Below are 25,702 nucleotides of genomic sequence, written 5' to 3'. Positions count from 1 at the left end.
TTTTTCGGTTATTACTATGTAGTAATAATAGCACAACCAGAGGATCTTGTATAAAAATTTGCTCACTTATCATTTTGATCAAGAGTTTTAAATTTTTTCAAGAGGGTAATCAGCTGCTCTTGCTCTTCTTGCGTTAATATGCTAAAAGTCTCTTCTACTGCCTCAATATGTGCTGGCAAGGCCCGCTCAATAATGCGGCGACCTTTTTTAGTGAGATGAATAATATAGGCACGGCCGTCCCTCTTACTAGCCTCACGTCGAATCCAACCGCTCTTTTCCATATTTTTGATGACAATGGTCATATTACCCGATGTCGTCAAAATACTGCTCACCAGTTCTCCAATACGCATGGAGCCTTTACTGTAAAGTACATCAAGAACACTGAACTGGGCTGGGGTCAAATCGAAGTCACGGAAAGTTGTGGAAACTCGGCTATCAATAGTATGGAAGGCTTTTCTCATGACAACCATACTTTTGACAGCAGAATTTTTAAATTTTGTCATAGACTATCTCCTCAAATGGGTTGAAGCGGAATCCCAGCACTGTCTGTTTGGAATCAATTAATTTATTGAACAAACAAAGGAGAAACTAGGACATCCTCTTCTCAACAAAAATTGTAATCGCCCTTGTATACGAGCCACCTTAAATCCACAAAACTACAGACAAACCTGACGCCTGGCCTTGGTCACTATCGCTTGGTTATTAAGGGTTCTACCAAGAGCTAAAAAATAGTTTAAAATGAAACCAATTCCCTTGTTAAAGCTGCTATATTCAGCTTTTTTACTTTCCTAAAATGACCTCTAAGTTCTTTCATTGTAGCATTTCTGACTAAGAGTCGCAAGCTAAACATCTTATTTTGGAAATATAAAAAGGATCTGATCCTTCTTTCAAATAAAGGATCAAATCCTTAGATAAACCTAAGGCTAATTGATTGATTAAAGCCGTGTCAGAAACTACTTTTTAACCCGTGGAAATTTTTAGAAGCAAAAAGGAGGTCAATTAAAAGAAATCATCAAAAAGCGACAGTTGGTTATCTTCAGGCATATCACCTAGAATACCCATTTCATCCATTTTTTCAACTAGAGTAGTTGAAACCCCACCGCGTTTGCGTAGCTCGGTTTTAGATAGGAATTCTCCTTCTTGACGGCTAGCAACAATCTGTTTAGCAACGTTTTCACCAAGTCCGTCCATAGCCACAAATGGCGGGATGAGAGTATCGCCTTCAATCTTGAATTCGGTTGCTTCACTATTATAGAGGTCTAACTGACCGAAGTGATAGCCGCGCTCCAGCATTTCATTGACAATTTCCAAAGTGGTATACAGATCAATTTCAACGTTGGACGCTTCATTATTCTTACGTTTAACAGCAATATCTTCCATACGTGCCTTGACAGCTTCTACCCCTGCGCTCATGGTTTTGAGCTCAAAGGCTTTAGCTCGAATGGAGAAGTAGGCACAGTAATAGTAGATAGGATGGTGCACCTTAAAATAAGCTACGCGCAAGGCCATCATAACATAGGCAGCTGCATGGGCTTTAGGGAACATGTACTTGATCTTCCCGCAAGATTCAATGTACCAGTCTGGAACATTGTTATCGCGCATGGCTTGAATATAAGTATTGCGCTCTTCTTCAGAAATTTTAAGCCAAAGCCCCTTACGCACCCGCTCCATGATAGTGAAAGCCATCTTGGGTTCAAGACCTGCGTGCATGAGATAAACCATGATATCATCCCGACAGCCGATAACTGTTGAAAGAGTGGCAATGCCTTCTTTTATCAAATCTTGAGCATTGCCCAGCCAGACATCGGTCCCGTGTGAGAGTCCAGAAAGTTGGAGTAATTCAGCAAAGGTCGTCGGATGAGTCTCATCAACCATCCCTCGAACAAAGTTAGTACCAAATTCAGGAATTCCCAGCATCCCCGTCGGTGTTCCGATCTGCTCCTCGGTCACACCAAGAACTTCAGTTCCCGAAAAGAGCTTCATGACATCCGGATCGTCGGCTGGAATATCTGTAGGGTCAATTCCCGAGAGATCCTGAAGCTTACGAATCATGGTTGGGTCATCATGACCCAGAATATCGAGTTTGAGGACGTTTTCGTCAATATCATGGAAATTAAAGTGGGTGGTCTGCCATTCTGCTGTCGTATCATCAGCCGGATATTGAACAGGAGTGAAATCATAAACATCCATATAGTTCGGAATAACAACGATACCGCCAGGATGCTGACCCGTTGTTCGCTTAACACCAGCTGACCCCATAGCTAAGCGATCGACCTCAGCATCACGGTAGAATTTATTATAGTCACGCTCATAACCCTTGACAAAGCCATAAGCTGTCTTTTCCGCAACAGTACCGACAGTTCCGGCACGAAAGGCATATTCTTCACCGAAGATATCACGCACATCCAAATGGGCAGATGGTTGGTCATCACCGGAGAAATTAAGATCGATATCGGGCACCTTATCGCCATCGAAGCCCAGGAAGGTTTCAAAGGGAATATCTTGACCGTCTTTCATTAGGGACTGGCCGCAGTTGGGACAGTCCTTATTTGGTAAATCAAAGCCAGAGCCGACGGATCCATCCGTAATAAACTCCGAATATTGACAGTCTGGACATATGTAGTGGGGAGGCATGGGATTAACCTCAGTAATCCCAATCATCGTTGCCACAAAACTAGAGCCGACAGATCCCCGTGAACCAACTAGATAACCGCGCTTATTCGACCGATCAACCAACATCTGGGAGGCCAGATAAATAACGGCAAAGCCATTTCCCAAGATAGAGGTCAGTTCTTTTTCAATACGGCGATCGATAATGTCTGGCAGAGGATTGCCATAGAGCTCAAAGGCTCTAGCATAAGTTTTTTCAGCGACAGTCTCTTCGGCCTTGTCGATATAAGGCGTATAGAGGTCATTTTTGACCACCTCTACTTCTTCAAAGCGTTCTGCAAAGTCCTGTGTGTTTGTGACTACAATCTCATAAGCAAGCTCTTCCCCTAGGAAGGCAAATTCATCCAGCATTTCATTCGTCGTTCTGAAATGGGCCTTGGGCAGAGGAGCTGGCTTAGCATCCTCACCACGACCGATTGGGCGATTAATCATAGCTCCTGGTCCTAAACTGCGGACAATGATTTCCCGATAGAGCTCATCTTCAGGCTCTAGGTAGTGGACATCTCCCGTTGCTAGGATCGGCTTATCCAGTCTGCGTCCCACTTCGATCAAATCACGGATAACCTGTTGAATTCCAGCCTGATCTTGAATCAGATCATTAGCCAAAAGGGGGGCATAGATAGCTGGTGGCATCACTTCAATAAAGTCATAGTAGCGAGCTACTTCCACCGCCTTATCTACACCGCTGGTTACTACTGCATCAAAAACCTCGCCTTCCGAGCAAGCTGATCCCAGCAGCAGCCCTTCACGGTGAGCATCCAGGATCGTCCTTGGTATTCTGGCTACACCTTCAAAATATTTGACATTGGATAAACTAACCAGTTTAAAAATATTTTTTAAACCGATTTGATTTTGTACATAGATGGTAGCATGTTTGACTCTGGCCTTTTTGTAAGAGTCCTCTGAAACCAACTTAGTATTAAGTTCTGATAAATCAGTAACATTACGGTGGTCACGCGCCTCTTTAATAAAGATGAAGAGCAGGCGCCCTGTGGCCTCCGCATCATAATTAGCCATATGATGATGATCTAAGGCCACTTGAAAACGTTTGGTCAAAGGGCCTAGACCATGGCGTTTATACTCAGGATAGAGGTTACGGGCAAACTCTAGAGTATCTATGACTGGCTGAGTAATCAGGGGCAGACCATGGCGTTCATAATTAGCATTCATAAAGCCAACGTCAAAGGTAGCATTGTGGGCAACTAGGACCGTATCCTTACAAAAGTCCTGAAATTCTTGCAGAACCTGCAAGAGCGGTTTAGCATCTTTAAGATGGTTGTCCGTAATCCCTGTCAGATCAGTCGTGAACTGGCTGAGGGGGTGGCCTGGGTTGATAAATTCATCGAACTGATCAATGATATTACCTTTGTGCATTTTAGAAGCCGCAATCTGAATCAAAGAGTTATTTACGGCAGAAAGCCCTGTGGTTTCCACGTCAAAGACAACATAGGTTGCTTCATGCAAATCCATAGGCACTTCATTGTAAGTAATCGGCACACGATCCTCAACGATATTAGCTTCTAAGCCAAAGATAGCCTTGATACCTGCCTTTTTAGCTCGGTGGTAACCATGGGGAAAACTCTGAACGTTTCCGTGGTCGGTGATAGCAACAGCTGTGTGCCCCCAGTTAGCTGCTTTGTCAATTAGCTGTTCAACCGTAGGTAGGGCATCCATGGTAGACATATTGGTATGGGCGTGAAATTCTACACGCTTTTGCCCTTCAGGCATAAGATCCTTGCGTTCCTTATGGACAATTTCCTTCACATCCTGCACATTCATGGTCAAGGTTTTGGTCCACTGATTATTTTCAATATTTCCGCGAACGCGCAGCCAAGCACCTTTGGCAATCATGTCATACTTTTGCAAATCGGCATCATCTTTAGCCCACTTCTGCATGGCAAAAGATGAGGTATAATCTGTCATTTTAAAGCTGATGATGTGACGACCGGTTCTAGTTGTACGGCGCTCTACATCAAAGACCATCCCTTCAAAAACAATACGATTTTCTTCTGTTTCGATCTCCACCATAGGTGTGATCTCTGCCTTATCAAAACCAGCTTGACGTTTAGCTGCTCTTTCCTTATAGTCAAATTTGGGAGTGGGAGCAGCCTCTTCTTGGGCAGGCATAGAAGCTTCTAGGGAGGCCACAGCCTGAGCGTTCTCTTCCTGAGCCTTCTCAATTAATTGCTCACTTCGAGCCTCAAAGGCCTGAGTCAGCTCTTGGGTCTTGTCAGCGTCGGTCCTAATCGTAAATGTGACAGCCCCAAAGCCAAACTGGGCAAACTGTTTCTCCAGCTTAGGCAGGTGCTGTTGTTTAAAATGGTCATTATCCAGAAAACTGGGGGCATGAATAATGATTTGTCGACCTTCGCGAGACACTGCTAAATCCGAAAATGAAGAGCGAAAACTCGCGCTATTGCACAGAGGAAGATTAAAACTCTCTCTATAATATTCCTGAAGCAGTTGGTCTGAGACATCATTAGATTGAGCTTCAATGTCAAAACTGACCTTGATATCAGCCTGTTCGAAGGTCCTGACTAAACGGTCAGCTAACTCGCGATAAATTTCAATGGGTGGAATTTCAGCAAAACTAAAATGAAACTCCCAGTGACGGCTAACAGCATGTACTTTAACTTCCTTAATGTCAGCAGACAAAAATACTGGAGACTGTCTCATCTCAAGCGGCATTTCTATCTGTTCCATCAATTTTTTGAACAAGTCTGACATGATATTTTACTCCTTAATAGTCAGTATATTATAGCATAAATAGCCTATAAAATCTCCCCATTACCTCAGGCCAAAAGGCTTAGAAAAGGGGCTGGAACTGATCTTGTTCCACCCCTTTTGGTGCTTTTTTGCCGATACGGCAAGTTACCAACAACACTGTTTCCTGATATTTCAGAGCTAAATTTAAAACCCTATTTACGTTTTTTAGACTTTTTCTTCTTGGACTTTGATTTAGGCTTTTTAGTCGTAGACTGATTACTTTTGTTTGATTTAGAAGGTAGTGCCTTCTCAGACTTATCTGTCGTATTAGATGTTTGGGTATCTGCTTGAGTGCTCTTTTTACCATTAAGCTCAGAGGCCTCTGATTTTACATCTGCCTTCTCAGTTTTAGCCGCCTCAACCTTAGAACTAGCTGCTGATTCGGCGTTTAATTTTTTAGCAGAGGTCTTAGTCTCTTTTGCCTTTTGGGATTTCTTAGCTTCGCGCTGCTCACGCTTTTGCGCTACTTGTTCGCGGCGCTTTTCCTCCCGCTCTTTCTGGGCTTTTAACTTTTTAGCTATTTTTTCATCGTGAGCTTTTTGCTTATCAGCCTTACGCTTGGCAAGCTGGGCATTGTAGTCTGCCAAAGATTCCTCAAATTCAGCCTTTTTCTGGGCTAATACTTCTTCAAGCTCTTCCAGTTCTTTAGGTTGCTCTTGCTGACGTAAATCTTCGTAAAAGGCCGCCACGGTTGTTCCTAGGTAAGGTGCCAAAATAGAACCACAAACCAAACCGATGATAATGCTCAAAACCAAGATCAAAGCGACCCCTGCTGATGATCCCGTTTCTAAGACAGATTGACTTGCAGCAATTCCTAGCAGCGCAGCAAAGACAGTAACCAGCAAGTACCACCCTAAAAAGCTCAGCACAAGCTGAAAAAAGTCTTTTTTATGCCCTTCCATCATGAGACGACTTTTAGTGATCGCTGAAGTAGTGGTGATGCCGTTATCAGCATCAAAATCGTCTTTGAGTAAGAAGAGGCCTTGTGAATAAGAAATCGCCTTTACGACACCGGGGACGATCAACAGAACTGACCAAAGCAGACTAAAAATGTTGGACATAAGAACAAGACCAAAAATGCTGTCAAAGCGTTGGTTCCTAAAGGCATAGGTGCCTGCCTGTCTAAAAGACCATTTACGGCCACGAATCAACTCTAAATAAGCATAGTTAGCCCCCGCGCTGATGCCAACAGTCGCAAAAAAGGCGAAGAGAGCTAGAATCAGAAAGGCCATGGTAAGAAAGACCAAAACAATATTGGTACTAACTGATAATTCTAAGCCAGAGGCCTGCTTCCAGACGAGGGTTAGAACCCCCAGCAGGACTAGGACGATCGCCACTAAGACTAGCATTGGTACTAGTATGACACCGATTCCCCAAGCCCAGTTACCACGCAGGGCTATCTTAGCTTGTTCTTTTAGCTCTTTTCTCGTTTTCACAACAAACTCCTTTTAGTTTAATACTACTATTCTATTACGGTTAAGAAAGCTTGTCAATGCAAAAAAGGACCTCGATGCCAGTAGGACTTAGCAAATCTTGCTACAGAGCTTTGAAAAGTACACTTTTAGTTATGCGACATCTTATGAAAACGCAGATTTGCAATAGTTGCAACAAAAACTTTCACTGTATCTCCGGGGATGAAAGCCAGGCTGCCCGTCACTACAGCTGTGAAAAGGGGAGCTCCCGTAAAAAAGGCTAGATACAAGCCCCCAAGTACATCAACAAATAGGACACCAGCCAGCCAAATAACTACGAAGGTCAGCACAGCCCTACGCCTTTTCAGACGAGACAAGCCCCAATCCATCAAGAGAGGAACAAAAAGCCAAGCAAGGACATAGCCAGCTGTTGGACCGATCATTACCTTAACTGTTGTTGTCAAACCTGAAAAAACCGGAATGACAAGACCGACTAGAAACAAAAGCAAGACTGACAGACTGCCTTTTTTGCCTCCTAACAAGCTGCCAGCCAGCATAACACCGAGATTTTGTAAGACAATAGGAACAGGGATAAACCCTAGGGGGATGCCCGGTATGTAACTGAGGACGACCAAAAGAGCTGTCATCATAGCAATAGATACGAGATCTTTTGTTTTCATTTTTTCTCCGATTCTCACTTAAAATAGATACTATCGTGCAAAGAGCACTTGGGATTGAAGGGATGACAACAATGCGGACAATGGCCAGACTTGTACTCTGACCAATCTAACAATGACCGACAAGCACCACATTGGACTAAGCACTTCTCGTTTTTATTCATGGGCTGAAAGCGGTGATCACAGAGGCTGTCATGGCATTGGTAGCAGGCATAAAAAGTTTGGCAAGCTTGACATTTTAAGGCCACGATATCGGTCTCACTGTGATAGTGATAACACCGACCTGCCTCATCGAGATCAATGCCTCGTATGGTTCGCATAAAGTTACTCCTAACTGTCATTGGTCTTAGTCTAGCATAGCTAGTATCGCTTGTCAACCAAACATAAAAAATACGTTAACAAACAGCGAACAAAAATTGGCTTGTAACGCAGTACTCCCATTAGCTATAAGAAGTCAGAAGTACTGCTGCCAACATTCCCAACTGATTCATGCTATAGGGATATTAATTTCAGGTATCATCCCCGAAAAAGAGCGAAACAAGCGCAATGACGATGACAGCACCAGCTACAGAGGGCAGCAAGGCCATACCTGCTAAGCTCGGTCCCCAATAGCCAAATAATTTTTGACCAATCCAAGAACCAATTAAACCAGCGAAAATCTTTGCCAAGCAACCCATGGAGCTGCCTCTATTTGTAATACTACCGGCTATAGCACCAATAATGGCTCCGACAATCAGCGATCCTATCCCTATCATCTTTTATCCTCCATTTAACAACAAGTAGAAGCGGCTCTGTGCTTTAACAGCCAGATATCAGAAATTTCGATTATTTTTTCCATAACCATAGCGCTCAAGAAAGTCCTGACGGAGCTCTAGCAGACTATCGTCCATGATAGCTTGACGAACCTTCTTCATCAGGTTGACTAGGAAATAGAGATTGTGGTAGCTGGTCAGGCGAATACCAAAGGTTTCGTCCGCTTTGAGCAGGTGACGCAGATAGGCGCGTGAATAGTTTCGGCATGTATAACACTCACAATCTGGATCTAAAGGTCCAAAGTCCTTAGCAAAGACAGCATTTTTTACAACCAAACGTCCTTGACTGGTCATGCAGGTGCCATTGCGGGCAATACGAGTCGGTAACACACAGTCGAACATATCAACTCCGCGGATGACTCCGTCAATCAAACTGTCTGGAGCTCCTACTCCCATGAGATAGCGCGGTTTATTTTCTGGCAGGAGAGGAGTTGTAAAGTCGAGGACGGCATTCATCTCTTCATGACTCTCACCAACAGCAAGTCCCCCAATAGAGTAGCCTGGAAAATCCATGCTGACAAGATCAGCAGCCGATTGACGACGCAAATCCTCAAATCCCGCACCTTGGACAATCCCAAAGATCCCTTGGTCATGCGGACGGCGGTGGGCTTTAAGGCCCCGCTCGGCCCAACGACTGGTGCGCTCGATAGACTTTTTGACATAGTCATAAGGTTGATAAAACTGCGGGCATTCATCAAAGCTCATCATAATATCCGAGCCTAGATTATTCTGAATGGCGATAGCTTTCTCAGGTGAGAGAAACATTTTGGCGCCATTGAGGTGATTTTTGAAGGTTACACCTTCTTCTGTGATGTTGCGGCTATCTGCCAGAGAGTAGACCTGAAAGCCACCACTATCGGTTAAAATGGCTTGATTCCAGTTCATAAATTTGTGCAGACCACCAGCCTCAGCAATCAACTCATCACCTGGACGCAACCAGAGGTGATAGGTGTTTGATAGGATAATTCCGGAACCCATCTCCTTGAGCTCCTCTGGCGATTGGGTCTTGACCGTCGCCTGAGTCCCAACTGGCATGAACATAGGAGTCGGAAAAGTGCCATGCGGTGTGATAATCTCACCCAGACGAGCACCTGTGTGCTTTTCTTTCTTAATCAAACGGTATTTGATTGGATAATCTGTCATTCACTTCTCCCTCGTCTTACCTTTATTTTTAAGAGCAAATTAGCTTCACTATTTTAACAAAATAAGACAGACTTGTCACTTAGAGCAGTAATGGGCATAGAGGCTGAAATTAATAATTTAAAAAAGAGCTATACTATCACCAACATTAGAGAGCTAGTGTACTGCAAGAAGTGAAATGTACTCGTACATTATTGCTAGTAAAGATAGTCTAGTTATTTCGGGTAAAGGTATCTTATCGTGAATTAGTGATTATACATATCCAGTTTTTGATATTGTACAAATATTGGGGAGAACGATATAATTATCATAATATGAAACAAAATCGGAGGTGCTCTTATGACAATTAAAGAAGAGTTAGGACGACGAATTAAAGCTGAAAGAAATCGCCAGCAGCTCACACAGGGGGAGGTATGTGGAGACGAAGGGAAATTAACAATCCGACAGCTTCAAAGAATTGAAGGTGGTCAATCTATGCCAACTCTAGAAAAATTAGAGTTCATTGCTAACAGCTTGGGAAGTAAAATAGCTGACCTATTGGATGGTAACGACATTCAAGTACCTGATGATTACTGGAAATTAAAGGGACAGATCGTAAAGTTTCCTACCTATGGTGATACAGAAAGACTCCAACAAAAGCAAGAGCTGATCGAGAAGATTTATGACAGGTACTTTGATATTCTGCCCGAAGATGAGTTGCTCTTTTTGGATCTTTCAGAAAATATTCTAGATAGTTTCCATGAAAAGGATATTCCTAACATCGAGGAGATCTACGATGATGCCTTTGAGCAAGCACTCAAGAAAGAGACATTTGCCCTTAATGACTATCTTTATATGAGTTATTTTTTACAGAAGTGTGGAAAAGCAGCGGATTATGATCAAGCAACCTTCAAGCTGCTGGAACAAAAATTGCTCCAGCAGGAATTGGCAGCAGATGAACTTTATAATATTGAATTTTTGATTACTGTTATAGAAGCAACTTCTGTTTATGCCCTTCATGATGATTACTGGAATCTTCTTCCTTTGCTGGAGAAGGCTCAGCAAATTATTGACAAGGCTCAGCTTCCCACCTATAAACCAGCCCTTTTAGAACTTGAAGCCAAGTACTATGTCAAGGTCGTTAAAGATAAGGTAAAGGCTAAAGAACTCTACCAACAAGCTTTGATGCTGGGAGAAATCTTAGGTGATTCTAACGTCATTGCAGATGTTAAGATGGAGATGACCAATGATGGAATAAATTAAATGTTGTAATCACTATTAATATAGAAAGGCTAATTTATTTATGAGCCAACAGCTTAGCTGCCCATACAGCAAAAGCTACACCTGGTCCAACCACCATACTTTTCACCTCCTTTCAATATTTCACTTTCTCAATTTTTCTTTTGTTGTCGAGCTACTACAATAATTAATGCTAAAAGCATAAAGAGCCACACAAGTAAACTTGACGTTTGTAAAGTAGCACGATGCCAAGAAAAATCTTCCCATTTAGTAAAAAATTTGGTAAATAATCCCATAAAACTGTAATCTGTTACCTTAGCGACAGTTTTATCCATACTAGAGAACATCGGTAAGAAAGCTGAAATTAGCATGGTCGGAACCGTGACAACTTGGGCCATAACTTGTGATTTCACAACTAATCCTAGTAATAAGTAAAGAAGTACAATTGCTAAAGCTGTAAGGCCGCCAATAGCCCAATAATTCACTAAATTATCAATAGGTACATCCAAAATAACCGGAGTAAGCGTCAGGTAGACTATTGTTAAGACTAGGGGGACAACTAATGTTGATAGAAGATACTCATTAGTCCTAACTCCACTGAGTAACAATGTCTTTAGAGTTTTCTTTTCCTTTTCATCTGCTAAAATAGTTAGAATTGGGCTGCCTACAGCTAAGACAATGGCAAAAGGAATACAAAGCATTAGATAAGCAAGGCCTATTTGATCCTTTGAACCGGACTGACTGTCTATTATAAACCGGTAAAGGTAAATCAGGGCTACAGGCATAAGTACCTGTAAGAGAACACTCTTATTAGATAGAATAATCTGACAGCGCAACCAAAGAAGGGCCGTAAATTGTCTAAACATTGAGTTTTCCTCCTGTTAATTGAATAAAAATATCTTCTAATGTTGGCTCACAAGAATGGATGGTCACTATTTTTTCGCCACCATTAACCATGACTTGACCTAGTTCAGTAAAATCTAAAGTTCTTTCTGAGCCGTCTTCATAACTCAATTTAACTCGCTTGTCCTGGTTGTATTTCCGGATTAGGTCTTTTGGACTCCCTTGTTCAACTAATCTCCCCTCATTAAGCAAGGCTAAATTATCACAAAGTAAGGTCGCTTCATTCATGTCATGAGTGGTTAAAAAGATTGTTGTCCCAGATTCTTTCAGCTCTAAAATCAGCTCATGGATGGCCTGAGAGGTTGCCGGATCAAGACCTGAAGTTGGTTCATCAAGAAATAGAACTCTAGGTTGGTTAATTAAGGCACGAGCTAGAAGCATTCGCTGTTTCATACCTGTTGAGAGTTTTTCAGCAACTGTCTTGCGGCTGTCATAGAGACCAACCCGCTTTAGGAGATCGTCAATAGCAACATTATCTATTCCATAATATTTAGCATAAAAAAGCAGGTTATTATAAAGGGTCATTTTTTCATAAAAGCCAGTAGTATCACCAACTAAACCAATTTTCCCTAATTCTTGACTTGTTAATTTATGGGAATTTTGTCCTAAAATTGAGGACTGACCGCTGTCTTCCCTTAACTGTCCTGTCAAAATATTGATTGTAGTCGTCTTTCCTGAACCCGAAGGTCCAAGAAATCCAAAAATTTGACCCTTTTCAATCGAAAAACAAATGTCATCAAGGGCAACAGTCTTACTAAACGTTTTTCTAATATCCTGAGCAACAATAACTGAAGTATTCATACATGTTCCTTTCTTAACGGTATGGCGTTATTATAAAGAAAAGGGAGCAAAAAGAAAACGACATCCATGTCGGCTACATGGATGCCCCATTGAAATTTATTATTACAATTCAAACTCCCTGATGTGTCTTTATTTTTTGTTTGTTTATTTTTTAACAAACCTAGAATGCAGATTATTTCTTATTTCGAATGACTTAAAAACGAGGCCACATCTATTTTGACCTCGTTAGTAAATCTGTTTATTAGGAATAGTAATTATGCTATTTCCTCTCTAAATTTCAACCTGAGCAGCTACTGTTTTAGCTGGTTGTTTCCCGACATTTTCTAGGGTTACAGACTTGACTTCTGCTGCATTGGTAAAGACAACAATGATTGATTTTTCCTTTTTAGCTGCTTCAAGGGCTGCCAAGTCAACTACGGCAAGGAGATCACCAGCTTCCACGCGCTGACCATCGGTTACCTTGGGCGAGAATGGAAGACCATTCAGATTAACCGTATCAATCCCAATGTGGACCAATACTTCTAAACCATCATCGGTTAAGAGACCGTAAGCGTGTTTGGTAGGAAAAACACTGGTTACAACACCGGTTACCGGTGAATAGACATTACCATCTGTAGGTTCAATCGCAAAACCATCTCCCATCATCTTACCGGAGAAGACCGGATCCTTGACTTGATCGATTGGAATAATCTCACCGTCAGCCACTGAAATAACTGTCTCAGTGATACCCTTGAAGCTACTTTCCGGTGCTGCTACTTCTTCTTTTTTAGAGAAATCAACCACAGGAATACGAGCACCGGAGTCGAGGAGATCTTGAATATCAGATTTGAGCCCATCAGCCTTAGGTCCATAAACAGCTTGGACTCCCTGCCCTTTGACAACCAGTCCGAGAGCACCCGCCTTCTTCCAGTCATTTTCACCGCCGACATGCTCAGGATTTTTAACCGTTACACGCAGGCGGGTCATACAAGCATCAACATCTTCAATATTATCTTGTCCACCCAACAGGTTAATGATTTGGACAATTTGAGAATCAACTGATGTTTCAGCATCTCCATTATTAGCATGGATAGCTTCGTCAACTTCTTCGCTGTCGTAGTTACCATTACGGCCAGCAGTCGCTAGATTCATCTTTTGAATCATAAAGTTAGCAATGAAATAGGTTAATAGACCAAAGAGCACACTCACCCAGATAAAGTTGACCACATCAATACCCAACCCAGCCTTAATAGCCATTGGTGTACGCGTCAAAAGTTCAATATTCCCAAATGAATGAAGACGAAGGTGAACGAGATCAGCCATGGCAAAAGCTAAACCTTGGATAATAGCATAGACAGCGTAAAGCGGCAGCGCAGCGAACATGAACATGTATTCCAAGGGTTCAGTAACTCCTGTTAGGAAGGTGGCAGCGGCAGCAGAGATAAACATTGATTTGTATTTTTTCTTCTTATCAGGATCAACATTGCGGTACATAGCAACAGTCATACCCATCAGAATGCCTGAGGCACCAATCATCTGACCAACCTTGAAACGAGCTGGAACAACATCTTGCAATAATTGATGGTATTTGCTAGGATCACTTCCCTTAAGGTGAATAAGGTCTGTTACCCAAGCTAACCAGAGGGGATCTTGTCCCAGAACATCCTTACCAGTAACGACTGAGTGATAAGTACCGCCGAGCTGAGTGTAGTTCATGGGGATAGTCAACATGTGGTGGAGGCCAAATGGCAGAAGTAAGCGCTCCAGAGTACCGTAGAGGAAAGGCGCCAAGAATGGTGCCGTATCCTGGGAGTTAGCCAACCATTGACCAAAACCATTGATGGCAGATTGAACCAAGGGCCAGAAAATCGCCATAACTAACCCAACAATAGCTGAACGTATGATAACAATAAAGGGAACGAAACGTTTGCCATTAAAGAAGGTCAGGACATCTGGCAGTCTGCGGAAATTATAATATTTATTATAGGCCGTAGCCCCGACGAAACCAGCAATGATCCCAACGAAAACACCCATGTTAAGAGCCGGCTGATTAAGCACATTGATAAAATAGTCGGCAACACGCATTTGTCCGCCAAAGATATTATGTACAACAGCCTTATCATCTGCCAACATGTCTGTTGTAACACCGTAGAAATTACCGGTGATCAGATTGATTAGGATAAAAGAGATACCAGCAGCAAAGGCACCACCTGCTTTTTCCTTAGCCCAGCTGCCACCAATGGCCAAAGCAAAGAGTAGATGCAGGTTGTTTAAAAAGCCCCAGCCAATCTGAGAAATTAGATTCGTGACTTGCAGCCAAACTTCATTGTTGGGAGCAATCAAAGCTAATGAATTACCAATACTGATCATAAGCCCCGCAGCTGGCATGACAGCAATAACAACCATGAGACATTTTCCGAATTTTTGCCAAAATTCGAAGCTTGCTAAGCTTTTAACGTTTTTCATTTAAATAACTCCTTATTAGAAAGATACGAAAAGTGATAAAATCCGATTGAAAAATAGGAATTTAGCCAGAAATTATGGTGTTTGTGACTAGCAATAGTACTAGTAGCTACAGCTGTAGCACAAATTTCTAGCATCAGCGCCCCTTTTTTCTGAAGGATTAGCCTGGGTTTCACTATAATTATTCCATTAAAATTTAAGTTCAACCAACCCCTGAATACTCTGACATTAAGTTTTGCATCAAAAGTGGGCAAGGGGCTGTCTAGATAGCAACTAGATATCAATGGTGACCTCAACTCCAAAATGGTCTGACACCACATTGCCATTGCGGTTATTAAAAATGACCTGACTAGATAAAACTGGACGCCTCTGAGTAATGAAGATGTAATCCAGACGTTTTTCCTGCGCTTGTTCAGCCCAACCATCAATAGATTTAGATACTGTGATACCATCGTCTTTTTCCTTGGCTAAGTGATAGGTATCCAAGAGCCCATTATCTAAGATCTTTTGATAGGCTAAGGGTGAACTGATAGCGTCCGTATTGAAGTCTCCCATAAAAATCTTGAGTCCGTCAAAATCAGAATAGCTCACTAAGCGGCGGAGATTATCTTCTTGATTTTCAGACTGGCTTGTTGGTAGATTCATATGACAACTGTAAACTTCAACAGGCTGACCCTCTATTTCTAGATTAAGTTTGATAATTTTTCTAGCATTAATAGTATGGATATCTTGACTTTTGGAAGTATAAAAATCCTCGACTGCCAGCACCTTATACTTAGTCAAAAATGCCAGCCCTTCATCGTAGATATCATAGCCAATATGTGAGGTTGACCAATGATAAGCGTAGTTTGTGACTCCTCTCTCTCTAAGCAGTTCCAGCAAAATTAATCCATAATTATCTTTTCTCAACTCTCCCTCTACCCTAGGAGCCGAGATGCTCTGATTAACTTCCTGAAGCGCAATAATATCATAGTCTCTCTCCGCTATGGTATCCGCTAAATGTTTCAGTTTCATCTCCTGATTTTCTTCTAACCAAGCATGAACATTTAAGGTTAGCAGTCTCATACGAGCTCCTTTCTCCTAAGCTATGGTTTTATTATAATGTAAACGTTTTCTAAAGTCAATATGTATTACGTAATTCTTTTTAAAAATATCGTTTTTTGCTGTAATTAAGTTTGATATATACAACTGATAATCGTAAGAGATAGAAAAAAAGCAACAGAAGTAAACCGTCGTAATGAACCTGTTTGCCTTCTGCTGCTTTTCATTTAGCGATGAATCTTCCTTCGAACAGCTGTTTTAATCATTGGATTAAAATTCACTATGCCAAATCTCCTCATTGTACTGAGCAATGGTTCGGTCAGATGAGAAGAAGCCTGCTTTAGCGATATTGTGGATAACTTTACGATTCCAAGCTGCTTGGTCTTGGTAGTCTGCCAACATTTTTTCTTTAGTAGCAATGTAGGCATTTAAATCAATCAAGGTCATAAACCAATCTTTGCTGGTCAGTTCATGATACAGCCGTTCTAAACGCTCACTACTGCCATGTGCCCTCATCTCATCGCTAACAATAAAATCAACGGATTCTTTGATCATGGCATCACTATCGTAGTAGTCCTCAGGCCGGTAGCCTGCTGTTTCATAGAGGTTGATAACAGTCTCTGAATCCTTACCAAAACTGTAAATGTTATCTTTTCCTACTAATTCTGCAATTTCAACATTGGCTCCGTCCATGGTTCCTAAAGTAAGAGCACCATTGAGCATGAATTTCATATTCCCTGTACCGGAAGCCTCTTTAGATGCCAAAGAAATTTGTTCTGAAATATCAGTTGCTGGAATCAGGTGTTCGGCCACGGTAACATTGTAATTTTCCACCAGATGTACATTAAGGTAAGGGCTAACTTCAGGGTCATTGTTAATCAACTCTGACAGACTGAGAATAAGGTGGATGACGTCCTGAGCGATGGTGTAGGCCGGTGCTGCCTTACCACCGAAGATGATGGTGATTTTCTTCTCAGGCAAATGACCTCGCTTGATTTCCAAGTATTTGTGGATAACATAGAGGGCATTCATCTGTTGTCGCTTATACTCGTGGAAGCGTTTAATTTGGGTGTCAATGATAGAATTTTCATCCAAATCAATCCCCTTATTTTCCCTGAGATAACGCTTGAGAGCCAGCTTGTTGTTGAATTTGATCTCAGCCAAACGATTTTGAACCCTTTCATCATCGACAAAGGTCAAGAGTTTCTCCAATTTCGTAGCATCAGTCAGATAGCTATCGCCAATCAGTTCCTTGAGATAGGCTGCTAAATCTTGATTGGCAAATTCCAACCAGCGGCGAAAAGTAATACCGTTGGTTTTGTTGTTAAATTTCTCTGGGTAAAGCTGATAGAAATTCTTGAGTTCACTAGTCTTCAGAATTTCTGTATGAAGGGCAGCGACCCCATTGACACTGGTCGAGTAATGAATATCCATGTTGGCCATGTGGACGCGCTGGTCCTTATCAATAATGTGCACGGTTGGATTGCTGTATTTGCTGCGAACCAAGGCGTCTAATTTTTCAATAACGATGACCAAATGCGGAACAACCTCATTGAGGTAGTCCAAAGGCCATTTTTCCAAGGCTTCAGCCAAAATAGTGTGGTTGGTATAGCCGACCATCTGAGACACGATCGTAACGGCTTTCTCAAAATCAAGGCCATGTTGCTCAGTCAAAAGTCGAATGAGCTCTGGAATGACCATAGACGGATGGGTATCGTTGATTTGGACATAGGCATAATCCGCCAAATCATGGAGGTTAGAACCACGTTCCAAGGCCTCATCAATCAAAAGCTGGGCCGCATTTGAGACCATGAAGTACTGTTGATAAATCCGCAGAAGTTCACCACTCTTATCTGAATCATCAGGATAGAGAAAGAGGGTTAGGTTCTTTTGGATTTGTGTTTTATCAAAGCTAATCCCATCGTGGATCAAGCCGTAGTCTAGTCCATCGATATCAAACAGATTGAGGTAGTTTTTGCTGCCCTTGTGGTAGCCCAGTACATCAATGCGATTTAGACGGGACTTAAGGGTGAAGTCCTTGAAAGGTACGTCGTAGCTGATATCAGTTGGCACCAACCAAGAATCATCTTCAATCCAGTAGTTAGGCTGTGCTTCTTGCTGATTATCATGGAAGACCTGTTTGAAAAGACCGCAGTGATAGTTAAGGCCAACACCTTCACCATTAATACCAAGACTAGCCATAGAGTCGATGAAGCAGGATGCCAGACGACCCAGTCCGCCATTACCTAAAGAAGGTTCCAGCTCTTCATCTTCAATCTGAGCGATAGATTTCCCAGCTGCCGCTAAGGCTTCTTTGGTTTCCTGATAGATTCCTAGATTAATAAGGTTGTTGGATAAGAGCTTTCCGATTAGAAACTCAGCTGAAATATAGTAGATCTTACGTTTCCCTGTATTTTTAGGAAGCTGACTAGCCCTCTCCTTGACATAGTTCATCAATCCTAAATAAATATCTTTGTGGCTTAAATTCTCTAGCTTACTCCCGGTGTGCTCTTCTAAATATTCTGTTATTCTCATCATTTTAGCCTCTGTGATAACGTTCGGTTATCGTTTTTAGAAATTCTTTCTTATCTCTCGTTAACTGGTCGGCTGTCATCCGCCATTTCCAGTTATTCCCGACTGTATTTGGGGTATTCATCCGACTGGAAGCCGGTAAATCTAAAATATCCTGCATGGTCGCTATAGCTATATCGCTAACCGTCGCATAGAGTGTACGAAGCAGAGCCTGAGTCACTGGTTCCCCCGGTACTCGGTGAGTATAGGCATCTGTATATATCCTAGACTCACTAGTTAGTCCTTCATACCAGCCTCGAACGACCTCATTATCGTGGGTGCCTACATAAGCTACCGTATGACTGGTATAGAAATGTGGTAAATCGAGATTGGATTCATCCGGCCCTTGCAGGCCAAATTCCAAGATTTTCATGCCTGGAAAGGCGGTTTCTGCTAAGAGTTTCTCCGCCTTTTCATCAATATAGCCTAAATTCTCCGCAATAATTGGCACCTGACCCAGTTCCTTCTTAATAGCACGAAAGAGATCATAGCCTGGGCCCGGTTGCCATGTCCCATATTTTGCAGTCGACTGGCTGGCCTCAACCTGCCAAAAATCAGAAAAACCTTTAAAATGGTCAATCCGAATCACGTCATAGAGTTTTAGGCTCTCCTTGACACGATTGATCCACCAAGCATAGCCACTTGTCTTGTGAGCTGACCACTCATAAATGGGATTGCCCCAGTACTGTCCCTCATCACTGAACTCATCTGCGGGGACACCTGCAACGTAAAGCGGCTTACGCTCTTTATCTACCTTGAATAGTTCCGGCATGGTCCATACTTCAACACTATCAGCAGATACATAAATTGGCATATCGCCGATAATTTTAATACCGGACTTGTTAGCGTAACCCTTAAGAGTCTGCCACTGCTGGAAGAAAAAGTATTGGGTAACCCTATGGTAATCAATACTATCAGCCAAATTACGACGGAGTTCAGTTAAAGTGCCCTCATCACGCAATATGGCCTTTTTATCCTCCCACCCCTGCAAAGCTTTCTGTCCAAAATATTCTTTAATAGCCATGAACTCGGCGTAATCCTGCAGCCAGTACTGATTGTCCGCTTCAAAATCTGCTAATTTTTGGCTGTTAGAGCGATTTGCTAAGAAGGCCCGGACAGCTTTTTCTAACAGGGGGCGGCGTACTTTAAACAGTAAGCCATAATCCACTTCCTCTGGATTATTCCCAAAGCTGACCTTAGCTAAATCAACAGTACTTAGCCAGCCATCTGCTACCAACAAATCCAAATCGATCAAGTTGGTGTTCCCTGCAATTGCTGAAAAAGACTGGTAGGGAGAATCCCCGTAGCTAGTAGTTGTCAACGGTAAAATTTGCCAATAGCTCTGTTTTGTCTCTACCAAAAAATCCACAAAATCATAGGCAGCCTGCCCAAAAGTTCCAATCCCGCGCTCTCCTGGCAGAGAGGTAATGTGCATTAAAACACCACTTGTTCGTTTTTTCATAAAGTTTTCCTTCCCTAAGCCTCCCAAAGGTTAGTACATCTTTCATTATAGTGTAAGCGATTTCTTCTGTCAATAGTTTTACGTAATTCTTTTTTTATTTCTTTATATGATACGTATTTAATTGCTTGTTAAGGTCTATTTATGGTAAAATATGACTATAATATTAAAGGACATTAAATTTATGAGCATGAGTAAGTACAAGCAAGTTTATGAAGACATTAAAAAGCAGATTGAAGAGGGCCAGCTCCAACCCAACCAAGAGCTCCCCACTGAAAACGAACTGATGGAAATCTATGGCTACTCCAAAGATACGATCCGAAAGGCTCTGTCCTTGCTAGAATTGGATGGTTATATTCAAAAAATGCGAGGGCGCAATTCGATTGTTATGGAACACGGCCGCACCAAAAACAATTATCTCTCTGAAATCAAGACTTCAGATGAACTTAACCGCGATGGTCAGCTTGATATTAAGACTCAGTTGGATAATCTTTATATCATTCAGGGCGAAAAAGAGATTATGGATATCTTTAAAGTTGACGACAGCGTTGATTTCTATCGGGTTGGTCGCAGCAGAATTATTGCTGGTGAGCGCATCGAGTTTGAGCTTTCCTATTTCGATCGCCGCGTTGTCCCTTACCTCAATAAGACTATTGCCGAAAATTCAATCTATCAATATTTAGAAAATCAGCTTGGTTTGCGGATTACACATTCCCGTCGTGAAATTTCTTTTCGTTATGCTACAGAAGAGGAACAGGCTAACATGGATTTGGGAGATTTCAAGATGGTGGCGGTTGTCACCAGTCTAACCTATCTCTCTAACGGCCAACTCTTCCAATACGGCACCATTAGCTATCGCCCCGATAAATTTACCTTTGTTACTATGGCTAAACGGTGATTTTATAAACAAAATAAGGCCGAGTAAAAACCTGATCGTTCTATCGTTGAATAAATTCCTAACACGCTATAGACTTTATCAAAAAAGATAAAATTCTCCTAGTGATAAACATCTGCGTCAACTTCTATTTAACTTTATTCGCTAGGTCTTTTTTCTGTATTCTATTTAATCGAACATATGACTCTGTAAACTTAGATAAAATGGGTGACGAAGCGAGATGTTTCGTCACCCATTTTCTAAAATTCTTTAAAGACTCTTCATTGGCTTCCCTTATTTTACTTTGCCTGTTTAAATATTCGCCCAAACACTATCTAAAATGTTGGTTTGGTCGCGGTCCGGTCCGACTGAGAAAGTTGATATGCGAACGCCGACCAGTTCACCGATACGGCGGACGTAATTGCGGGCATTTTCTGGTAATTCATCAAGACTGCGGCAGTCGGTAATATCTTCTGACCAGCCCGGCAATTCTTCATAAATTGGCTGGCAGCGTTTGAGCTGCTCCAAGCTAGCTGGATAGTGATTAATACGCTGACCGTCAAGGTCATAGGCCACACAGATTTTTACCGTCTCAAGACCCGACAAAACATCAATGGAATTGAGGGATAGGTTGGTAATACCTGATACACGGCGGCTGTGGCGCATAACAACAGAATCAAACCAACCAACACGGCGCGGACGGCCTGTTGTTGTTCCATATTCATGACCAACCTCTCGGATACGATCCCCTGTTGCATCACTCAATTCTGTCGGAAAAGGGCCATCTCCTACGCGGCTGGTGTATGCTTTGCAGACCCCAACAACCTTGTTAATCTTGCTTGGTCCGACACCAGAACCGATAGTTACTCCACCAGCAACAGGATTTGATGAGGTGACAAATGGGTAAGTCCCTTGATCTATATCAAGCATAACTCCTTGGGCTCCTTCGAAAAGGACACGCTTCCCGCTGTCAAGGGCATCATTAAGGATGACCGAAGTATCCGTCACATAGTTTTTGATGATTTGGCCGTAGTCGTAGTATTCCTGGAAAATGTCCTCAAATTGAAGAGGGTCACATTCATACATTTTTTCAAAGAGACGATTCTTTTCAGCCAGATTAGCTTTTAGGCGGTCAGCAAAAATATCCTTATCTAAAAGGTCGGCGATGCGAATGCCAACGCGCGCAGCCTTATCCATATAGGCAGGACCGATACCCTTGTTGGTCGTTCCGATTTTATTATCTCCCTTGGATGCTTCCTGTAGCTGATCTAATTTAAGGTGATAAGGCAGGATGATATGAGCTCGATCTGAAATCCGCAGATTGTCGGTATTGACACCTTCTGTATGAAGATAATCTAGCTCTTTTACTAGAGATTTAGGATTGATAACGACACCATTACCAATGACCGCCAACTTCTCCGGAAAGAAGATGCCTGATGGAATCAAGTGCAGCTTAAACTTTTTACCATCGATAACGATGGTGTGCCCGGCATTGTCTCCACCTTGATAACGAGCAATCACTTCAGCGTCTTGACTTAAAAAATCTGTGATTTTTCCCTTGCCCTCGTCTCCCCACTGGGTGCCTACCACAACTACTGATGTCATATTAATACTTTAGAAAACCTGATATCGGCTTTCTTTACCTTTCTAGAATAAGATGATAGGACTTTCACCTATCAGTTTTCTACAACAATTTATTATAAGAAATTTCTGATTATTTTTCAAGATTTTGATAATTATAGAAGCTAAATATAAACAAAAATACTTTAAATAAAAAAATAATAGCTAAATTCCGAACGTTATAGGGTGTTTTCAAGATTAAGCGATAAAGTTCGGATACTGGCCTTCATCAGGGAGCAAGGTAGCAGAAATTTGAGTTTCCGCAGGATTCAGTGTATAGTGGAAGCGTCATTAAAGTTTAATATAGTTATAAATCAAAAATAGCCAAAAGGGAGGGCCCCCTTATGACCATCAATCAACTCTTGCAACAAGCTCCCAGCAGTTTGCCTATTCTCGAAGGCACTTTTGGTATTGAACGCGAAAGCCTGAGGATCAATCGTCATCAACACAAGCTATCTCAACGGGAACATCCGCGTGTACTTGGATCACGTAGTTTTCATCCTTACATCCAAACCGACTACAGTGAGCCCCAGATTGAACTGATTACACCGATCAGTCAGTCTACTCAGGAAGCACGCCGATTTTTACAAGCTGTCACGGATGTCGCTGGACGTTCTATTGCTAAAGAGGACTATCTCTGGCCTTTATCTATGCCGCCACAAGTTAGCGAAGATGAAATTGTTATCGCTCAACTAGAGGATGATTTTGAGCGCCGCTACCGCCAGCATCTAGCTGACACCTACGGCAAACGACTGCAATCCATGTCAGGTATCCATTATAATTTTGGGCTAGGCAAGCACTTGTTAATGAAGCTTTTTGAGCAGAGTGACTACGATAATCTGGTGACTTTTAAGAATGATCTATACCTAAAGCTAGCTCAAAACTTTATCAAATACCGCTGGCTGTTGACTTATTTGTACGGAGCCAGTCCTCTGGCCGAAAAAGGTTTTTTTGAGTCAGAAGTGGCCCAGCCAATGCGCTCGATTCGCAACAGTCAGTACGGTTATGTTAATAAAGATAATGTGCAGATCTCTTACAGGAGTCTTAAGCAGTATGTTCATGATATTGAGGCTTGTGTTGCTGATGGGCGCTTAATCGCCGAAAAAGAATTCTATTCACCTGTCCGTTTACGGGGAGCACAACACAGTCGAGATTTTTTAGAAGAGGGAATTACCTATTTGGAATTCCGCTGCTTTGATTTAGATCCTTTTGACCAGCTGGGAATTAAGCAGGAAACGCTTGATACTGTTCATCTCTTTGCCTTATCTCTACTCTGGTTGGATGGCCCCACAGCTGTTGATCAAGAACTGGCTGCTGCCGAAAAGCTTAATGAGCGCATTGCCAGGTCAAATCCAATGGAAGCCCTGCCTAGTGAAGCCCCTGTTAAGGATTTACTGCAAGCCATACGGGCAGTACTGAAACACTTTAGCCTACCTCATTACTACAGCCAATTGGTAGACAGGCTGGAAGCTCAACTGACCGACCCTAGTTTGACTATTGGCGGTCGGCTAACCAAGGAAATCAAGGAATCCTCTTTAGAAGACTTTGGATGCGAACAGGGACAGGCATACAGCAATCTCGCTTGGCAGGCCCCTTATGCTCTCAAGGGCTTTGAAAGCATGGAACTGTCGACCCAGTTAATCATGTTTGATGTTATTCAAAAAGGCATAAAGCTAGAAATTTTAGATGAAAATGATCAATTTCTCAAATTATCTCTGGGGGATCATACCGAGTATGTTAAAAACGGCAATATGACTTCTAAGGATAACTATATCGTCCCTCTCGCCATGGAAAACAAAACAGTTACTAAAAAAATTCTGCGACAGGCTGGCTTTCCAGTTCCAGATGGAGCCGAGTTCCATTGCTTAGAGGAGGCTCTTGATGGTTTTGCCCGTTTCAGTCATACGAAGGGGATCGTCATCAAACCTAAGAGTACAAATTTTGGGCTAGGTATCTCTATTTTTAAAGATGGCTTCAGCCGAGATGATTATATCAAGGCTGTCGAGCTGGCCTTTGCTGAAGACGACAGCATTTTAGTTGAGGACTATATTGTTGGAACTGAGTATCGCTTCTTTGTGTTGGAGGGAGAGACTCTAGCCGTACTGTTGCGTCAGCCAGCCAATGTCATTGGCGATGGTAACTCTACCATCAAAGAGTTGGTTGACAAGAAAAACAGTAATCCTCTGCGCGGTACTGGCCACCGCTCCCCTTTAGAAAAAATTGAACTAGGAGAGATTGAACGGCTCATGTTGGAACAGCAAGGTTACACACCTGACAGTATTCCAGATAAGGATAGTCGGATTAATCTACGGGAGAATTCCAATATCTCCACTGGCGGAGATTCGATTGACATGACCGAGCAGATGCACCCCAGCTACCTAGACTTAGCTGCCCAAATGGCCAAAGCTATGGGAGCCTGGGTCTGCGGTGTTGATCTCATTATCCCTGATTACAGACAGCCATTTTCACCGCAAGACCCTAATGCGATCTGTATCGAACTTAATTTCAATCCTTTGATGTATATGCATACATACTGTGCTCAAGGACCTGGCCAGATTGTTTCGACTCGGGTTGTTGAAAAACTCTTTCCAGAGTTATAAAACCGTGACGCTAAAATTGTAAACAAAAAATTCCTAACAGATTGATGAACTGTTAGGAATTTTTATGCTTGTAGAAGGGCTGAAAGCCAGGCATCCTATTTATAACTTCGCTTTAACCAATAAAATCTTTAATATCTTCCGGTGCAAGTGATGAGTCACAAACAACCTTTACAGAACCATTTTGAGAGACTAAGAGTCCAGGCACTGTAGCTATGCCATAACGATTGCGAAGTGCCTGAATATCATCGATTTGCGACATATCCTCGCTGTGCAAGTAGGCAACATCAGCACCTGTCTCTTGTACCACTTGACTCAGTTTAGGTGCAAAACGCTGGCAGAATGGGCAGGTTGGACGACCGACAAAGAGGATGAACTTCTCCTTAGCATCAATGCGATTCCGTGCCTCTGCTGCAGTAATTTGTTCAAAATGACTAACGGCTTCTTCAAAACTTGACATCTTATTACCTCACTTTATTTCTTTGCCTTATCATAAACCAAGACAGCTAATAATGCAATTTTTTGCTACGCTGATGTGAAAAGAGAAGCTCATTTATAGTGACTTCAAAAGTTGAATACCTGTGGTGCTAGTTGAAATATCTGCAGTTATGTGCAAAGAAAGCTTGCTGTAAAAACAATTCCATTCCAGTAAGACTTCTAGCTAGTGGTCTTTCAATATCAAATAAACGACAAAGTGAC

General features: G+C 42.2%; 18 protein-coding genes and 1 pseudogene. 3 read left to right on the top strand and 16 right to left on the bottom strand.

Annotation, left to right across the window (positions count from 1 at the left end):
• Positions 1-62: 62 nt before the first annotated feature.
• The 7 genes from AC4HAO_RS10225 to tgt all read right to left on the bottom strand — a co-directional run bounded on the left by AC4HAO_RS10225 (position 63) and on the right by tgt (position 9,480).
• Positions 63-503, bottom strand: coding sequence for a MarR family winged helix-turn-helix transcriptional regulator (locus tag AC4HAO_RS10225; RefSeq protein WP_447452935.1), 441 nt, complete (start codon positions 501-503; stop codon positions 63-65).
• A gap of 496 nt (positions 504-999) precedes the next feature.
• Positions 1,000-5,397, bottom strand: coding sequence for a PolC-type DNA polymerase III (locus tag AC4HAO_RS10220; RefSeq protein WP_491135306.1), 4,398 nt, complete (start codon positions 5,395-5,397; stop codon positions 1,000-1,002).
• A gap of 191 nt (positions 5,398-5,588) precedes the next feature.
• The gene (locus tag AC4HAO_RS10215; RefSeq protein WP_491135305.1) at positions 5,589-6,872 is read right to left on the bottom strand and encodes a DUF975 family protein; all 1,284 of its coding nucleotides are present in this window, start codon (positions 6,870-6,872) and stop codon (positions 5,589-5,591) included.
• Between the two features lie 125 nt (positions 6,873-6,997).
• Complete coding sequence (locus AC4HAO_RS10210) at positions 6,998-7,528, bottom strand: biotin transporter BioY (protein WP_491092825.1); 531 nt, start codon at positions 7,526-7,528, stop codon at positions 6,998-7,000.
• A 14-nt stretch (positions 7,529-7,542) separates the two neighbouring features.
• Positions 7,543-7,845, bottom strand: a complete 303-nt coding sequence (locus tag AC4HAO_RS10205; protein WP_491092824.1) for a CHY zinc finger protein — start codon at positions 7,843-7,845, stop codon at positions 7,543-7,545.
• Positions 7,846-8,034: 189 nt separating this feature from the next.
• A complete protein-coding gene (locus AC4HAO_RS10200; RefSeq protein ID WP_447452940.1) occupies positions 8,035-8,280 on the bottom strand; it encodes a GlsB/YeaQ/YmgE family stress response membrane protein in 246 nt (81 codons plus the stop codon).
• A gap of 57 nt (positions 8,281-8,337) precedes the next feature.
• Positions 8,338-9,480 carry a tRNA guanosine(34) transglycosylase Tgt gene (tgt, locus tag AC4HAO_RS10195; protein WP_491135304.1) on the bottom strand — a complete coding sequence of 381 codons (1,143 nt, stop codon included), beginning with the start codon at positions 9,478-9,480 and terminating at the stop codon, positions 8,338-8,340.
• Positions 9,481-9,816: 336 nt separating this feature from the next.
• Between tgt and AC4HAO_RS10190 the strand changes: the two genes are divergently transcribed.
• Positions 9,817-10,719 (top strand): helix-turn-helix domain-containing protein, encoded by a 903-nt coding sequence (locus AC4HAO_RS10190; protein WP_491092822.1) that lies wholly within the window; start codon positions 9,817-9,819, stop codon positions 10,717-10,719.
• A gap of 128 nt (positions 10,720-10,847) precedes the next feature.
• Here the strand turns inward: AC4HAO_RS10190 and AC4HAO_RS10185 are convergent, their stop codons facing one another.
• The 6 genes from AC4HAO_RS10185 to malQ form a co-directional block, all read right to left on the bottom strand.
• On the bottom strand, positions 10,848-11,561 hold the full coding sequence (locus AC4HAO_RS10185; RefSeq protein ID WP_491135303.1) for an ABC transporter permease: 714 nt from the start codon (positions 11,559-11,561) through the stop codon (positions 10,848-10,850).
• On the bottom strand, positions 11,554-12,399 hold the full coding sequence (locus tag AC4HAO_RS10180) for an ABC transporter ATP-binding protein (RefSeq protein WP_491135302.1): 846 nt from the start codon (positions 12,397-12,399) through the stop codon (positions 11,554-11,556). Before AC4HAO_RS10180 ends, AC4HAO_RS10185 begins: the two co-directional genes overlap by 8 nt.
• Positions 12,400-12,669: 270 nt before the next feature.
• Positions 12,670-14,844, bottom strand: coding sequence for a PTS transporter subunit IIBC (locus tag AC4HAO_RS10175; protein ID WP_491092812.1), 2,175 nt, complete (start codon positions 14,842-14,844; stop codon positions 12,670-12,672).
• A 270-nt stretch (positions 14,845-15,114) separates the two neighbouring features.
• Positions 15,115-15,906 carry an endonuclease/exonuclease/phosphatase family protein gene (locus tag AC4HAO_RS10170; RefSeq protein ID WP_491135301.1) on the bottom strand — a complete coding sequence of 264 codons (792 nt, stop codon included), beginning with the start codon at positions 15,904-15,906 and terminating at the stop codon, positions 15,115-15,117.
• A gap of 246 nt (positions 15,907-16,152) precedes the next feature.
• Positions 16,153-18,417, bottom strand: a complete 2,265-nt coding sequence (glgP, locus tag AC4HAO_RS10165; RefSeq protein WP_491092838.1) for a glycogen/starch/alpha-glucan family phosphorylase — start codon at positions 18,415-18,417, stop codon at positions 16,153-16,155.
• A 4-nt stretch (positions 18,418-18,421) separates the two neighbouring features.
• Entirely contained in the window at positions 18,422-19,915 is a 1,494-nt protein-coding gene (malQ, locus tag AC4HAO_RS10160; RefSeq protein WP_491135300.1) for a 4-alpha-glucanotransferase, read from the bottom strand.
• 187 nt (positions 19,916-20,102) lie between these two features.
• Between malQ and AC4HAO_RS10155 the strand changes: the two genes are divergently transcribed.
• Positions 20,103-20,810, top strand: a complete 708-nt coding sequence (locus tag AC4HAO_RS10155; RefSeq protein ID WP_447452969.1) for a UTRA domain-containing protein — start codon at positions 20,103-20,105, stop codon at positions 20,808-20,810.
• A 288-nt stretch (positions 20,811-21,098) separates the two neighbouring features.
• On the opposite strand, the gene AC4HAO_RS10150 is transcribed toward AC4HAO_RS10155, so the two are convergent.
• Complete coding sequence (locus tag AC4HAO_RS10150) at positions 21,099-22,391, bottom strand: adenylosuccinate synthase (RefSeq protein ID WP_491092809.1); 1,293 nt, start codon at positions 22,389-22,391, stop codon at positions 21,099-21,101.
• A 359-nt stretch (positions 22,392-22,750) separates the two neighbouring features.
• Here AC4HAO_RS10150 and gshAB point away from each other — a divergent pair, with 359 nt between their 5' ends.
• Positions 22,751-25,006, top strand: a complete 2,256-nt coding sequence (gene gshAB / locus AC4HAO_RS10145; protein ID WP_491135299.1) for a bifunctional glutamate--cysteine ligase GshA/glutathione synthetase GshB — start codon at positions 22,751-22,753, stop codon at positions 25,004-25,006.
• A 112-nt stretch (positions 25,007-25,118) separates the two neighbouring features.
• Here gshAB and AC4HAO_RS10140 read toward each other — a convergent pair whose 3' ends face one another.
• Entirely contained in the window at positions 25,119-25,463 is a 345-nt protein-coding gene (locus tag AC4HAO_RS10140) for a DUF6568 family protein (RefSeq protein ID WP_491135298.1), read from the bottom strand.
• Between the two features lie 127 nt (positions 25,464-25,590).
• Positions 25,591-25,702: pseudogene (locus tag AC4HAO_RS10135) on the bottom strand (IS982 family transposase); the annotation flags it as partial.

Source organism: Streptococcus sp. ELY_137 (assembly GCF_058314515.1).
Note: the sequence above shows the minus strand (reverse complement) of the source record. Positions and strands in the feature narration are given on the sequence as shown.